A 14663-nucleotide genomic window follows, 5' to 3' on the forward strand; every position below is an offset into this window, starting at 1 on the left:
CTTGGCATAGAGTGAATTATTGTGATCAGCAAAAGCAATATGAGTTCAAAAAAAATCCCCCGATCTGCATCGAGGGATTTGTGTATGAAAGACAGGGCATTTGCCGGGTTTTTTATTGGCGAACTTTACAATTGTTTACATCAAATTTAGCGCTATTCACACGCCAGTGAATAAGCACATTGATTACAATGCTTTTCTTTCACTTTTCAATCAGGAACTGCCAATACCGCCATGTGGTTTCACCGCGCTAAGCAAATCGGCTGGATCGTTACCCTAATAGGGGTAGTGAGTTGCTCATCTCATGCGCCTTCTGATCAGCAGTTAATCGAGCAGTCATCACAGCTTGCTCCAGAGCAATGGCAGCAGCCCCATGGTGATGCCGAACAGGCAATCGATTTTGATTCGCGCTGGGGCATTCGTTTATCGCCGCAAAGTAGTGAATTTCTGCAATTAGCTCTCGACAATAACTATTCAATCGAAATTGCTGTGGCTCGATTGCGACAGGCCAACGCCGATGTCCAAGCCAGAGAAGCCGCGCTGCTGCCCGAATTCGATATTCGTGCGAGTCAATCCCATCGCCAATATGATGACAATGGCAACAAGCGATCACGTGATGTTTCAAGCCTTGCCGTGAGTGCCAGTTGGGAGCTGGATTTGTGGCAGCGCTTGGCTGATTTATCTTCTTCTGCCGAGCTCAATGCACGCATCAGCGAGCTTGACTGGCGAGCGTTGCAGCTTTCGATTCAAGGGCAAGTATTGTCTGCTTGGCTTGATGTCATTGAAACCACGCAGCGGCAGGCGCTGATTGAGCGCAACATTGTGGTTCAGCAGCGACGTTTGGCGCTATCGGAGCGGCGCTTGGATCTGGGGTTGGTGACTTCCGTCGATGTTCGTAATGGCCGCAATACGTTGGCGGGCTTGCGGGCTAACTTAGCCAGTTCAAAGATTTCCCTGAAAGCAGATAAGCGTCGATTGCAATTGTTGTTGGCGCAGTATCCAAATGGAAACATCGCCGTCAATACTCAATTGCCTGAGCTGCTGCCGTTGCCTGTGCTCAACAGTCCACAATCAATTTTGCTCAATCGGCCCGATATTGAAGCCGCCGTGTTAGCCGTTCGGGCTGCCGGTTTTGAAGTCGACGCCGCAGAAAAAGCGAAACTGCCGCGAATCTCATTCAATGCCAACTATGGCGCCAGCGAGGAGCGCTTTGCCGATCTGTTTGATCTCAACCATTGGCTTGGCTCCGTCACCGGGGCCTTAGTGCAGCCGATTTTTTATCGCGGCGAGTTACAAGCGCAAGTCGAGCGCAAACAGGCGGCGGCAGACATCGCTTTGTCTCGGTTACAGCAAAGCTTGTTACAAGCCTGGCAGGAAATTGAAAACAACCTGACCCAAGAGCAATTTTTGGCAGAGCGTCAGGTGTTGCTAACCGAGGCGCTCATTGAGGCACAAGCGGCGGAAGTCAAAACAGAGCAAGATTATGAGTTAGGGCTGGCTACCAGCTTCGAGCTACTGGCCACTCAACGCAGTAGCATTACCAATGAAAATGCGTTGATCGTTGCCAATATTGCGCGCTTGAAAAATCGAATTTCGTTAATGCTGGCGATTGGCATCGTCAATGAGCAAGAACTGTTATCTCAGCAAAATACTCGGGCGTTGTCAGCCCCTCAGTCTTCTCATCATGAGGGTGGGCCGGAGTTAAAGGAACATGTCAGTGGTTAATTCTTTCAAATATTCGGTGATCGCCAAACGAGCGCTGTCAGTGGTGGTGATTGCCGTTCTGGTCTATTTGGTTTTGATGCTCCTTGATATCAATAAGCCGGTTCCCGAAGCGCGCCAAGGAAAGCCAAAGCGTACCCAAGTGTTTGTGCAAAAAGTAGCGGTTGGCGAGCATGTCATGCAGGTGGTTGCGCAGGGCGTAGCGACGCCGAAAAGCTCGGTCCAGCTCAAAGCCAGAGTGGAAGGTCAAGTCGTTGCGGTGCACCCGAACTTTGTCAACGGTGGCCAAGTTCGTCAGGGCGATGTGCTGGTGCAATTGGAGACCAAAGACTACCAGCTCAGTGTTATTCAGGCCAAAGCAAAAGTTGCTCAAGCGGCTGAAAAATTTACCAAAGCCCATGCCCAAGCGCACAGCGCCCAACGGGAATTGATGGAGTTAGGGCGACATGAGGCATCGGAGCTGGCCCGCGGTATTCCACAACTGAACTATGCCGAGGCCGATCTTGAGTCAGCCAAAGCAGCATTGGCTCAAGCCGAGTTGGCGCTGAGCCGGACCCGAATTTTGGCCCCGTTCAACGGCATTATTGAGTCGGAGTCGGTCAGCATCGGCCAGTTGGTGAGCCGCAATAGCAATCTGGGCAAAATGTTCGCCAATGATCTCATGGAAGTAGCCCTGTCGCTGAGTTTGTCAGACATGCAGTTACTGGCCATGCCGTTGAACTATGGCAGTAATTTTACTGAATCTCGCTACGAGGTTGAGCTGTCCAGCCAAATGGGGCCGCGGCAGGTCAGTTGGCAGGGCAAGGTGGTTCGAAGCTCGGGGCTCATTGATCCTAAAACCCGAACCGTGCAACTCGTGGTTGAGGTGCCTGATCCTTATGGCCTGAATAACCCAGCAAGCGACCAGCCACCATTACTCGCCGGTTTGTTTGTCAATGCCCTGATCAAAGGGCAGTCGATGGCCGATTTGGCGGTTATTCCGCGCAAGGCGTTGCGCAATAAAAACAAAATTTGGCTGGCCGATGCCGATAATCGACTGGCGGTCACAGACGTCACCATCATCAGCAAAGATCAGGGCAGGGCTTGGGTTAAAGGCTTGGCACCTGATAGCCGTGTGATCACCTCTAGCTTGCCGATTGCCACTATCGGGATGCGCTTGAGACCGACCAATGAACAATCCATTTCGCCATTGGAGCATCAACTTGCCAGTGAGCAAACCCAGATTGTGCCGAAGAAGCGAGAGCAAAAGGGCAAAGGCGATAAAGCCGTTCGCGCAGCAAAGCTTGAACGTGAACTACGCAAAGGCAAGCTGGCGGGAGATATTTAACGATGACGTCAGTGCTACGTTGGTGGGTTAAAAATCCTATCGCGGCAAATTTGTCCATGGTCGCGTTGGTTGTTGCAGGCTTACTGAGTTACTTCTTTGCGGTTGAAAAAGAGCCATTTCCAATGGTTAAACAACCCATTATGGATATTCGCATGTCGTGGCCGGGAGCGGGGCCGAAAGACATTGAAGAGCAAATCCTGATTCGTTTCGAGCAAGCCCTGAAAAGCGTTGAAGATGTCAAAAGCATCACCTCGGTGGCGCGCGAGGGGTCTGCATCGGTGAGGGTTGAAGGTAAAGAGAGTGTTGATAAAAGGCAGTTTGCTGACAGCGTGAGGGAGAAAATCAACGCGGTGAACTCGCTTCCGGGGGACGCTGACCGGCCGCGAGTCAGTGAGCGAGTCAATCGCCAAGAAATGATGCGCATTGCCCTGCATGGCAATGCCGACCGACAAACGCTCAATCGACTTGCGGTGCAAATCCAAAATGAAATTGCCGCGTTACCGCTAATTTCAACCGTACGGCTTGAAGGCGCGAATAAAGAAGAGGTGTCGATCGAAATTTCTGAGCAGAAAATGCGCCTCTACAACCTCAGTTTTGATGATATTGCCACAGCCATTCGAAACAGCTCATTAAACTCATCGTCAGGCATGATCCGCGATGATGCCGGCAGCTTGCAGTTGACCATTCGCAGCCGAGCCGAGCATCAGCAGCAGTTTGAAGACATTGTGCTGCGCCGCTCAGCCAATGGTGCCACGCTTTATCTGGGGGATGTCGCTGACGTCAAATACGATGTGCAGGAAGCCCGCAATCGCTCGGTATTCGATGGTGAGCAAGCGGTGTTGATTGAAGTGATGAACGCCGATTACATGAACATCGTCAAAATGAGCGCCAGCGTCGAGGAATATCTGGCCGAAAAACGGCGACAATTGCCGCCGACACTCAAGCTGACGCTGTGGGAAAACTGGAACGATTCCTATCAGTCTCGGTTATCGACGATTTTAAATAGCGCTACCTCCGGCTTAATTCTGGTGTTCATTTTATTGATGCTGTTTTTACAGCGCACAGTGGCACTTTGGGTTAGTGTTGGTATTGGCGTGGCGTTCGCCGCATCGTTTGCACTGTTGCCGAGCGTCGATGTGTCGTTGAACATGCTGTCGTTGTTCGCCTTTTTGATGGTGATTGGCATTGTGGTTGATGATGCCATCGTCATCGGCGAGAGCATTCATCTAGCCAACGAGTCGGGCTTAGAAGGCGACGAAGCGGCTATCAAAGGAGTCAGCGAGGTCGCCAAGCCCGTATTGTTTGGGGTACTCACGACCATGGTGGTGTTTGCGCCAATGGCTTTTCTGCCAGGCAGCACCGCCGAGTATACGCGCTCGATTTCCTTAGTGGTGGTGTTGGCACTGGCGTTCTCACTCTTTGAAGCGCTGCTCATTTTGCCATCCCATTTGCGGCATTTAAAAAGCAAACCAACAGCGGCTCAACCATCCGTATTCAGTCGTCTACAAATGCGGATTGCCAATGGCATGCAGTATGTGGCGAACTTTGTCTATGGTCGCTTTATTGTCTGGCTGCTGGCCCACAAATATGGCGTTATTACGGCGTTTATCGGGATGTTGCTGATCAGCATGAGCTTGCTCAACAACAACTATGTGCAGCAGTCATTCATGCCGCAAATCAGCGGCGACAAAATTCGTCTGATGGTGACCTTGCCAGCCAATACCAGCTATGAGCGCACCGAGCAGGTGCTGCAGCAAATCAACCGCGGCAGCGAGCAACTGATTGACGAGGTTGAGGCCAGCGGCGGCGAATTAGTGGAGCATGTCTACAACCAGGTTTGGGGCACTCGGGTGATGAGTGAGCTGAAATTGGTTGGGGCCGAACAGCGCGCCATGACCATTGAGCAGGCATCCGACACTCTTCAAGCTTTAATTGGCGATATTCCCGATGCTGAGGAAATCGAATTTCGTTCAAGCATGAATACCAGTTCGCCGAAAATCAGCTTCCGGATTCGCTCCAACGATACCGATGCCTTGCGACTGGCGCTGGATGATTTAAAACATCATCTGACCAAGTATCAGGGCATTAATCTGGTGCGAGATTCAATGGACAAAGGCAGCACCGAAATGGTGTTCGCATTGAAGCCGGGTGCAGAGCAACTCGGCATCACCTTGCGCGATGTGTCGAAGCAGGTCAAACAGGCTTATTTTGGTCAGGAAGTCGATCGGCTGGCGACTTGGACCGGTGATGTTCGGGTCAAAGTGCGCTACTCCAAACAAGAGCGTGAATCGATTGATACCTTGCAGCACATGCGAATTCGTACCAAAGACGGCCGTGAAATTCCGCTATTGAGCGTGGTTGATGTCAGCGAGCGCCCCGGCGTCCAGCGTATCTACCGACGCGATGGCGAAAAAGTGGCCACGTTACGAGCCGAATACGGTGGTACCGACCAATACAGTGTCAATCGCGATATTCGTGACAACTTCATTCCTGAATGGCAAAAACGTCATCCGGAAGTAAAGTTTGGCTCTGGTGATCGCGGTCAGGAGCGCGATGATTTCATTGCCACTGTCATGCGTTTAGAAGGCTTGGCGTTGTTGGTGTCCTACATGCTGATGGCCATCGCATTTCGCTCCTATATGCAACCGCTGCTGATTCTATCGGCGGTGCCGTTTGCCTTTATGGGGGCGATTGCTGGCCATTTGCTTCATGGCACTGTGTATTCGATGTTTTCCATGCTGGGCATCTTAGCCGCTGCAGGAGTGGTGATTAACGATAATTTGGTGTTGGTTGATGCCATCAACCGGCTCCGCGCAAAGGGGCAGAGCGCAGTAGATGCTGTGATTGCCGCCGGTAAGCTGCGTTTCCGGCCTATTGTGCTGACCTCACTGACGACCTTTATTGGCTTGCTGCCGATGATGTGGGCCAATAGTGTGCAGGCTAAGTTTTTGGTGCCTATGGTGGTGTCGCTGGCTTATGGGGTATTGCTTGCCACTGTCATTACCTTGGTTTTTGTTCCTTGCTTGTATGTGGCTAGCTTGGAAGTGCGGGATTTATGGCGCCAGTTTCAGGCCAGTGACTATTATCCTTTGGGGAATAAAAGCAATGACCTGTAGCTCGCCGAAGCGCTGGATTGCTCGGAGTTTGAGCAAATTCGAGAAACATTTCAGCATTATTAAAATTAGTGTTGACACTAAAAGGCTGGCTGCTTAGAATGCGCCTCGCTCTTGAGGGCTAGGGTTCATATCCGCTCTCAAGTCAGCCGTTTGGGGCTATAGCTCAGCTGGGAGAGCGCTTGCATGGCATGCAAGAGGTCGGCAGTTCGATCCTGCCTAGCTCCACCAAATTTCGTTTGCATTGGACTTGTCCGCTGCAAACCATCAACGAGGAATTAGGCGCCTCTCTCAATACGAGAAAAAGTTGATGTAAAACGACACAATTTTCGTGTGTCCCGTTCGTCTAGAGGCCTAGGACTCCGCCCTTTCACGGCGGCAACAGGGGTTCGAATCCCCTACGGGATACCACTTTTTCCAGTAGGAAAGCTCTTCGTATCTGAGCTAAATCGATATGTTTAGGCCTGCGTTTGCTCTGGCAGACGTAAAAAAGGTCGCACTACTGTGTGTCCCGTTCGTCTAGAGGCCTAGGACTCCGCCCTTTCACGGCGGCAACAGGGGTTCGAATCCCCTACGGGATACCATTTCCTTTTAGGAAAGTTCTTCGTATCTGAACTGAATCGATGCGTTTAGGCCAGCGTTTGCTCTGGCAGACGTAAAAAGGTCGCACTACTTGTGTGTCCCGTTCGTCTAGAGGCCTAGGACTCCGCCCTTTCACGGCGGCAACAGGGGTTCGAATCCCCTACGGGATACCATTTCTTTCTGGGGCTATAGCTCAGCTGGGAGAGCGCTTGCATGGCATGCAAGAGGTCCGCGGTTCGATCCCGCGTAGCTCCACCAAATTCTCTATGCGCAATCTTCTTTAGTTTATCTTCTTTGCTCTAAAACACCCGTTTTGTAACACCTATTGCTGTTGGCTTCGTCAGCTCGTGTTGGCATGGGTTGGTTTTCGATATAGGCAACAAAAAACCAGAACCGCGGTTCTGGTTTTTCACTGGGTCGCAGTTGTCGTCATTTATAGTGTTAGGCTTGGGGCACGCTGACCGCCAATTTTTGTGCGATATCGCGAACCTCTACATAACCTTCTTGGCGACTGCGAATATAGTTAGCCGTTCTGTCGGCGCCGGCTTCAGCGGCAAAGCTGCCAATGTCTTCACCATTACAAACAACATTATTGGCGACTAATTGCATGTCAATGCGGTAGCTAGCCACGGTGCTCTTAAACGTGTGGACGCGATTGCTTTGACTGCTTAGGCAAATATCGACTAATGCGTTTTCCACATACGGGTCCATCGCTGCTGTTGATGTTGCAACGGATGCCATACCCATGGTCGCCGCAGCGACTGTCAAACATACCTTGTTCATTGTGTGTCTCCAGCTTGTTGGTTGGTTGCTGACACGTCTAGTAAAGTCGAAAACGGCGATTCTGGGTGTTGCCACATGTAACATAAAAGCACGGGTATTTAGGGTATATTGCATGCAACTTTGTTAAATGCTCCTATACTCAGCAAGCTAGCGCCGCGCTCTGCTAATTGATAAGCATTCTCGCATTTACAAATGGTTACCTAGACTCATGATTGGTTACATTTTGACCAGATAAACCTTGCTATTTGTTGCTGACAATCATTGAATCAGCCTTGACATATTCCTCATCAAGCAACTTCTCATCGGTGTGATCTTACGATCGGCTCTGCATCGCCGAACGGTTGATCGCCCAATTTAAACCTTTCATCTGTTAGGGGTATTAGCCTTATGCTCGATACCCATTCGCCTTTTTTTGCTAGCTTGATGTTGCATCATTGTTAACTACGCCACGCTTTTAATAATTAATGTATGTTGTTAACAATAAACTTTGTGCCAAGTCTCGGATTAATGACCGTTAGGTGTGGTTTGATATCGCTCTGAGTAGCAAGGCTAGGGCGATATCGGGTAGTTATATGCGACATTTTCGATCGTTAAAAATACAAACAAGAATGATCCTCCTGATCCTATTGCCGTTATTGGCAATTGCCGGACTGTCATTGCAGTCGGTGCTGGAATCTCGGGAACAAATCAATAAGTTACAGCAACTCAATACCGCATTGGACTATGCCGATGTGGCTTATCCATTCATTACGGCTTCATTGCAAGAGTCCTTTTACACGCGGATTTACCTAGATAGTCAGGGAAGTAGCGTTGCCAATGCTAAACAGCAAATGTTGGCGAAGCGGCGCCAAGCTGAGTCAAATCAGCGTAACTTTCTTCAGTTTATTGAGGACAATCGGAGCACGCTGAGTACGTACCAAGCGTTGATGAATGATATTGAGATCTTTTTGCCACTGATTGAGCGCATGCAGTATGTGCGGCAATCGGCCGATCAAAAACTACATAAGAATGGCGCATTCAAAAGTAAAGTTGGTGGTGATATTCACACCATGTACTTCTTTAATGAAATGGTGCGTAAAGTTGCTGATTCGATGAGCCAAGTTGCAGTGGTTGCTGCCCAGCAGGAGCAAGTGTCTCGAATTGCAAATGCTTACACTGATTTAATCGCCATGAACGTCGAAGCGACGTTCCACAATAGTATGATTGGCCTTGCCAAAGATAATGCCCTCGATATTTATATCTTTGGCGAGATCATGAGCGGTTATCAAAAATACAATAAAGCATACGTGCGCTTTTTTAGCTTTGCGACAGCCGAGTCTGCAGCGGCCTTAACTGCCATGATGAACAGTGCCAACCAGAAGCGCTGGGATGATGTTGCTCTGAAAGCGCGCTCGAACGTCTATCAGACCCAGAATAAGCCGTTGCAAATTGATCCGGGTGTTGATTTGGAGCGCTTAAGCCAAGTTCAGTTTGACGCCTTTGACGAAGCCATCAGCCAAGTTGTTGATGAATTAATTCGCACGAAGGATCAACTGATTGATGAGGCTGAATCGGTTGCCATTCGCGCCACTGTGCTGGGAGTCGCCATTCTAGTGGTGGTGGTGTTCTTGTCGACAACGATTGCCAAGAGCATTACCCAACCGCTTTCTGGGCTGGTCCGAGTATTCCGCCAAGTCGCGCAAGACAAAGACATGACGGTAACTCTGGATACCAGCGGTAAGGATGAGCTGAGCGAACTCAGTCAGGTGTTTGATGAGTTGCTAGGCCGCTTGCGTCAGGCGCTGGTCAATGTTCAGGAAGAAGCTGACAGCATTCACGACACCAGTGATTCGATGACCATGTTGATGGAGCAATCGGTGGGCTTGTCTGAGCACCAGTTCAAAGCGACCGAGAGTATTTCGGTGGCGATTAATGAAATGTCCAGCACCATCAATGAAGTTGCGAGCATGGCGTCGCAATCGTCAGAAGCGGTGGAGCGCGCTCATCAGTCGTCGGTGACCAGCTTTGAAAATGCTCAAGCCAGCCGCGAAATCATGGATAGCTTGACCGTTGAGCTGGGCAATACGCAAGAAGTGATGATGCGCTTGGTGAAAGAAACCGAAGCGATCACCGATGTTGCGACCATGATTCAGGGCATTGCTGAACAGACCAATCTATTGGCCTTGAATGCGGCCATTGAGGCGGCTCGCGCCGGTGAACAAGGCCGTGGATTTGCGGTGGTGGCTGATGAGGTCAGAAGCCTTGCTTATCGTACTCAAGAATCGACCGAAACGATTCGCAGCCAGATTGAAAAATTGCAAGCCGAATCAAAGTCCGTGACCGCCAATATGAGCTCGCTACAGCAAGAGAATACTCGTGCGGTGACCATTGTTGAATCGAATTCGGCAGCGCTGGAATCGATGAAAGTCGAGCTCGACCAAATCATGGCGCAGTCGATTCAAATTGCCACCGCAACCGAAGAGCAAACCTCGGTGGCGGAAGAAATCAATGAGCGGGTGACGTCGCTATCGGATGATAGTCGGGGGATTCAAGGTAAAACCGAGGAGACCACACGATCCACTCAGCGCTTGCAGCAAACGGCGGCCATGCTGCATCAGCACATTTCGGAATTTCAACTCAAATAACCAAATAAGGCTCACTGGTTCAAACAGTGAGCCTTATATCTATCCATCTACGACTGTTACTTAATTCATGGCTAACACTTGGCCACTATCAAGTCGTTGATTGAGGTATTGGGCAATGGTGTCGGAGTTGTGCTCGGCGGCAAACTCGGCAATGGGCAAACCGTTGCAAACCACTTTATTGGCAACATCTTCCACTTCTAAACGGTACGCTTTGATGGTTTCACGAAGCGCAGCAACGCGATTACTTGTTGCCGAATGACAAACATCTTGTAGCGCTTTTTCGACGTAGGGATCCATCGCGGCCTGCACTTGGGAACCGATCACTAAGGTGGTGGTCAGTGCGCTGATAGCAAGTTTCTTCATCATGACAATTCTCTCCATAGCTGTTGTTGATTAGCGGCCGCATTGATTTGACAGATCAGGTAAGTGGCCTAGGAAGTTATCCATGGCGCAGAGTGTAGAGAGAAGAATGTGAGATTGGATGTCGACACAATGAGTGAATGTGTCGGTGAAACATGTGTATGTTGTATGCAATCACTGAAATGGCTGGCTAAGGCCCGACAATGCTGGATTTAAAGTGATTATTCTAAGTCGCAGAATGTGTTTTTTCGGGCCGGCCATTTATAACTGGTTACATTTGAACGTCATTTTTGCCTTGGTTCGACTTGATATGACGGCGCAACACAGGTTCTATGATGTCAGCGATCAGCGGTTGAGCCGAGGCATTAGGATGCAGCCCATCGGCTTGCATTAAGTCGGGCTTAATCGCAATTGTTTGCAGAAAAAATGGCAATAATTCAATTTCTTGTTGCTGTGCTATGTCAGTAAACATGGCGGTGAATGCTTGGCTGTAGCGAGGCCCATAATTGGGTGGGATCATGATTTCGGCCAAAATGACCTCGGCGCCTTGTTGTTCGATTAAGTCAATCATGCGATTAAGGTTGGCTTTACTGTCAGTAAGACGATAGCCGCGCAGCCCATCATTGGCGCCGAGTTGCAGAAATACCAGCGTCGGTTGATGAGCTTTCAGGGTGGTTGCTAAGCGAGCGAGGCCGCCTTGGGTGGTTTCGCCACTGACGCTGGCGTTGACCACCTGCCAAGGTTGCTGCTGCCAGCGTTTGGCAACCAGTGACGGCCAGGCTTGTTCAGGCTCGAGGCCGTAACCGGCACTTAAACTGTCGCCATAAATGAGCACAGTGGCGGCAAATGACGTTGAAGAGAAAAACAACAAACAAGCGAGAAGACTTTTCCACATGACGTACCAAACTCCGGAATTCGTATTGCATGCTGACGGCATCAGCAAACAGGTTGCCACTGAGGCACATAAACTCACCATACTTCAACCCACTGAATTGAAAGTCAAGTCAGGAACCACCGCCAGTGTGGTTGGTGCGTCGGGGTCGGGGAAGTCAACCTTGTTGAGTTTGTTAGCTGGCCTTGACCGGCCATCGAGCGGCCAAATGAACCTGCTTGGTCAGCGAATTGATAACCTCGATGAAGATGGCCGAGCGGCCGTACGTGCCGGGCAGGTAGGCTTCGTATTTCAATCCTTTATGCTACTGCCAGCTTTAACGGCGGTGGAAAACGTGATGCTGCCTGCAGAGCTTAACGGCATGGCTGATGCCAAAGATCGCGCCATGGCATGGCTGGAAAAAGTCGGTCTGGCTAGCCGAGCGAGTCATAAACCGTCTGAGCTATCAGGCGGCGAGCAGCAACGGGTTGCCATTGCGCGCGCTTTTGTCACCGATCCCAAGTTGGTGTTTGCCGATGAGCCGACCGGTAATCTAGATAGCCAAACGGGTTTAGCGGTCAACGAATTGTTGTTTAACACCCATGCAGAGCAGCAAACCACGCTGATTTTAGTCACCCACGACAACGGCTTAGCGCAGCAGTGTCAGTTTCAATATCGCATGCAAGCTGGCGTGCTGGCGGAGATCACGCCATGAATGCGCTGAAAGCAATCTGGCAACACTGGCGCCAAACTGAAACTTGGTTGCTGTTTATCTCGGTGTCGTTGGCGATCTTCGCCTGCTACAGCCTGACGTCTGTGGGCGTGTTGATGCAGCAATCCTTGATCAAAACCAGCGCCGAGCTAATGGGGGCCGATCGCATTCTCAGTGCGACCCGTCCGGCTCAGCCTGAATGGTTAGCCAAGGCTGAGTCGCAACAGCTCGATATTAGCGAGCAATGGCTATTCAATTCCATGGTGTTTGCTGGTGAGTCGCTAGATGCGCCGATGCAGCTAGTGTCAACCAAGGCTGTCGATGAACACTACCCAGCGAAAGGCGAGCTGAGAGTGCAAACGGCAAGCGGCATGACAGCAACGCTTCCTGAATCTGGCGTTGTTTATGCCGATCAACGTTTACGTGAATTATTAAGCGTTGAGCTCGGCGATCAAATTGAATTGGGGCAAGCTCAATTTACCCTCAAAGGCTGGATTATCCGAGAGCCTGACAGTGGCTTGAGCGTATTCGGCAATTTGCCATCGCTACTGATGCGATTAGATGATGTTGACGCGACTGGCATCGTTCAGCCGGGTAGTCGCTTAGCCTACCGTTATCTGCTCACCGGCGACGACGAGCAATTATCGGCTTTTGATCAGTGGCTGAAACCGCAATTGCCAGAGATCTATCGTTATCGAGGGGTTAGCGATGACGACTTCGCATTGTCCGGTGCGTTAAAGCGCTCCGATACCTTTCTTCGTTTGGCTGGCCTGTTAACCGTACTGCTGACATTGGCGGCGATGGCGGTGATTTGTCAGCGCTTCACCGAGCGCCAGCGGCGCGAAGTGGCTTTACTGAAAGCCTTTGGCCAAGCGCGCCGCGATTTGATTGCGCGCTACAGTTTGCTGATGATCAGTGTCTTTATCACGGCCATCATTGCAGGCATTGGCGCAGCTCAGGGGTTGCTGGTGATGCTTGCAGAGCAAATCGCAACAGTTATGCCCAACCTTGAAGTGCAGCTTGTTGCCTCGGCGGCGCTGTTGAGCATTGTTGCCGCTTGTGGTGGCTGCGTTCTGTTTTGCTGGCAGCCGTTTAAACAGCTGCTGGCGACCCCCTCAAGTGCACTGATCCAAGGTTATGGCGCGCTGAACTTGAAACCAAGCTGGCTCTGGCGAGTGCTGCAATTGCTGGCGGTATTCGCGCTGCTGCTGAGCTTTGCCAAAAGCTGGTTGCTGGCGGTGTTGCTGCTGGTGGCTGGGGCGCTCAGCATTGTGCTGGTTGCTCTTGCAAGCTTGGCGCTGATCGCGGCGCTCAGCCGGTTGTCGCAAGGGCAAAAACTGAGCTGGCGATTAGCCGTTCGCAATGTGCAACGGCGAATGACAGAAAACCGTTTATTGTTGGCTGGTTTTACCTTGGCCAGCCTGATGGTGATGAGTATTTACTATGTGCGTGGTGATTTAATTGACCAGTGGCGCAACCAGATGCCCGAAGGGGCGGCGAATCGCTTTGCCCTTAATATTCAGCAGCATCAGGTTGCGGGCTTTAATGACTGGTTAAGCCAACAAGGGATCGGCACCAGCTATATGTATCCGATCGTGCGGGGGCGGCTGGACGCGATTAATGGTGAGCCGATTCAGCAACTGGTTAGCAAAGACGATGAAATTGCCCGCCGCAGTATTCGCCGTGAGTTGAGTCTGACCATGCGCGCCGATTTACCCGAAGGGAATGAAATCGAGCAGGGCACCTTTTTAACAGGCAAGGGCGAAGTTTCTGTTGAAAGCCGCTTGGCTGAGCGGTTGGATATCGAAATGGGCGATGTGCTGACGTTTGATATCGCAGGTGTTGCTGCCTCGGCAACGGTGACCAGCCTGCGGCAAGTGGACTGGAATAGCATGCGACCCAACTTTTATATGATCCTTTCGGACGATGTATTGGCGCCATTTGCGGCCAGTTATCTGGCCAGCTTTCATCTGGCTGAGCGACAAAAATCGCTGGCGGCCGATCTGATTCGGGCTTTTCCGAATGTCACCCTGATTGACGTCGATGAAGCCATTGCTCGGGTTGAATCGATTTTAAAACAGTCCTCGATGGCGATGACGGTGGTGTTAGTTTTGGTGACCGCTGCGGCTGGACTATTGCTGATTGCTCAGGTGCGGGCGGGTATGGATGCCCGTCAACAGGAGCTGATCACCATGCAAACCCTTGGAGCGGGGCGTGCGGTATTGATTCGAAGTACTTTGTTTGAATTTTTGGTGCTGGGATTGATCGCCGGTGGCGTTGCGGTGATCGCCAGTGAAATGCTGCTCGCAGGTGTGTTTGTGCTGTTATTTAAGCTTTCCGCTCAACCACACTTTAGCTTGTGGCTATTGGGACCAGGATTTGCCGCAGGGATCATTACCACCATTGGCTGGCTGCAGTGTCGACGGATGCTGCGAGAAGGCGCGCTCAGCCGCTTACGACAGCAGATCAGCGGCGGCTAAGCGGATACAGCACTTGGTGACCACAGAGCCAAGTGCTGCTTCTTCAAATGGGATCACATTATTCTGATCGGGCTTGCTCTACTATTGCGCTC

The 14663-nt window shown here is 50.9% G+C and carries 9 protein-coding genes and 5 tRNA genes; 11 read left to right on the forward strand and 3 right to left on the reverse strand.

Features of this window, described 5'->3' with window-relative positions:
* Positions 1-285: 285 nt before the first annotated feature.
* The 8 genes from IC617_RS14600 to IC617_RS14635 all read left to right on the forward strand — a co-directional run bounded on the left by IC617_RS14600 (position 286) and on the right by IC617_RS14635 (position 6999).
* Positions 286-1722 carry a TolC family protein gene (locus IC617_RS14600; RefSeq protein WP_191145730.1) on the forward strand — a complete coding sequence of 479 codons (1437 nt, stop codon included), beginning with the start codon at positions 286-288 and terminating at the stop codon, positions 1720-1722.
* Complete coding sequence (locus IC617_RS14605) at positions 1715-3046, forward strand: efflux RND transporter periplasmic adaptor subunit (RefSeq protein ID WP_191145731.1); 1332 nt, start codon at positions 1715-1717, stop codon at positions 3044-3046. The genes IC617_RS14600 and IC617_RS14605 overlap by 8 nt, the downstream gene beginning before the upstream one ends.
* Before the next feature lie 2 nt (positions 3047-3048).
* Positions 3049-6162 (forward strand): efflux RND transporter permease subunit, encoded by a 3114-nt coding sequence (locus tag IC617_RS14610; RefSeq protein ID WP_191145732.1) that lies wholly within the window; start codon positions 3049-3051, stop codon positions 6160-6162.
* Positions 6163-6314: 152 nt separating this feature from the next.
* Positions 6315-6390: transfer RNA gene (locus tag IC617_RS14615), tRNA-Ala, on the forward strand.
* Positions 6391-6494: 104 nt separating this feature from the next.
* Positions 6495-6570: transfer RNA gene (locus IC617_RS14620), tRNA-Glu, on the forward strand.
* A gap of 97 nt (positions 6571-6667) precedes the next feature.
* Positions 6668-6743, forward strand: a tRNA-Glu gene (locus tag IC617_RS14625).
* A 95-nt stretch (positions 6744-6838) separates the two neighbouring features.
* Positions 6839-6914, forward strand: a tRNA-Glu gene (locus IC617_RS14630).
* Positions 6915-6923: 9 nt separating this feature from the next.
* Positions 6924-6999: transfer RNA gene (locus tag IC617_RS14635), tRNA-Ala, on the forward strand.
* A 183-nt stretch (positions 7000-7182) separates the two neighbouring features.
* On the opposite strand, the gene IC617_RS14640 is transcribed toward IC617_RS14635, so the two are convergent.
* On the reverse strand, positions 7183-7524 hold the full coding sequence (locus IC617_RS14640) for a DUF3718 domain-containing protein (protein ID WP_191145733.1): 342 nt from the start codon (positions 7522-7524) through the stop codon (positions 7183-7185).
* A gap of 608 nt (positions 7525-8132) precedes the next feature.
* On the opposite strand from IC617_RS14640, the gene IC617_RS14645 reads away from it, so the two are divergent.
* Positions 8133-10148 carry a methyl-accepting chemotaxis protein gene (locus IC617_RS14645; RefSeq protein WP_191145734.1) on the forward strand — a complete coding sequence of 672 codons (2016 nt, stop codon included), beginning with the start codon at positions 8133-8135 and terminating at the stop codon, positions 10146-10148.
* A gap of 60 nt (positions 10149-10208) precedes the next feature.
* On the opposite strand, the gene IC617_RS14650 is transcribed toward IC617_RS14645, so the two are convergent.
* Positions 10209-10514 carry a DUF3718 domain-containing protein gene (locus tag IC617_RS14650; protein WP_191145735.1) on the reverse strand — a complete coding sequence of 102 codons (306 nt, stop codon included), beginning with the start codon at positions 10512-10514 and terminating at the stop codon, positions 10209-10211.
* A gap of 265 nt (positions 10515-10779) precedes the next feature.
* Positions 10780-11403, reverse strand: coding sequence for an arylesterase (locus IC617_RS14655; RefSeq protein ID WP_191145736.1), 624 nt, complete (start codon positions 11401-11403; stop codon positions 10780-10782).
* Between IC617_RS14655 and IC617_RS14660 the strand changes: the two genes are divergently transcribed.
* Both IC617_RS14660 and IC617_RS14665 read left to right on the forward strand, forming a co-directional pair.
* Positions 11402-12094, forward strand: a complete 693-nt coding sequence (locus IC617_RS14660; protein WP_191145737.1) for an ABC transporter ATP-binding protein — start codon at positions 11402-11404, stop codon at positions 12092-12094. The two genes, IC617_RS14655 and IC617_RS14660, sit on opposite strands and share 2 nt — an antisense overlap.
* Positions 12091-14571 (forward strand): ABC transporter permease, encoded by a 2481-nt coding sequence (locus tag IC617_RS14665; protein ID WP_191145738.1) that lies wholly within the window; start codon positions 12091-12093, stop codon positions 14569-14571. Before IC617_RS14660 ends, IC617_RS14665 begins: the two co-directional genes overlap by 4 nt.
* Positions 14572-14663: the final 92 nt, after the last annotated feature.

Source organism: Neiella litorisoli (assembly GCF_014773395.1).
Classification (GTDB): domain Bacteria; phylum Pseudomonadota; class Gammaproteobacteria; order Enterobacterales; family Neiellaceae; genus Neiella; species Neiella litorisoli.

Bases quoted from the DNA above. Each gene is read 5' to 3' on its own strand.
- IC617_RS14655 (WP_191145736.1), bottom strand. From the start codon at position 11,403: ATGTGGAAAAGTCTTCTCGCTTGTTTGTTGTTTTTCTCTTCAACGTCA.
- IC617_RS14660 (WP_191145737.1), top strand. From the start codon at position 11,402: ATGACGTACCAAACTCCGGAATTCGTATTGCATGCTGACGGCATCAGC.
- IC617_RS14640 (WP_191145733.1), bottom strand. From the start codon at position 7,524: ATGAACAAGGTATGTTTGACAGTCGCTGCGGCGACCATGGGTATGGCA.
- IC617_RS14645 (WP_191145734.1), top strand. From the start codon at position 8,133: ATGATCCTCCTGATCCTATTGCCGTTATTGGCAATTGCCGGACTGTCA.
- IC617_RS14665 (WP_191145738.1), top strand. From the start codon at position 12,091: ATGAATGCGCTGAAAGCAATCTGGCAACACTGGCGCCAAACTGAAACT.
- IC617_RS14650 (WP_191145735.1), bottom strand. From the start codon at position 10,514: ATGATGAAGAAACTTGCTATCAGCGCACTGACCACCACCTTAGTGATC.
- IC617_RS14610 (WP_191145732.1), top strand. From the start codon at position 3,049: ATGACGTCAGTGCTACGTTGGTGGGTTAAAAATCCTATCGCGGCAAAT.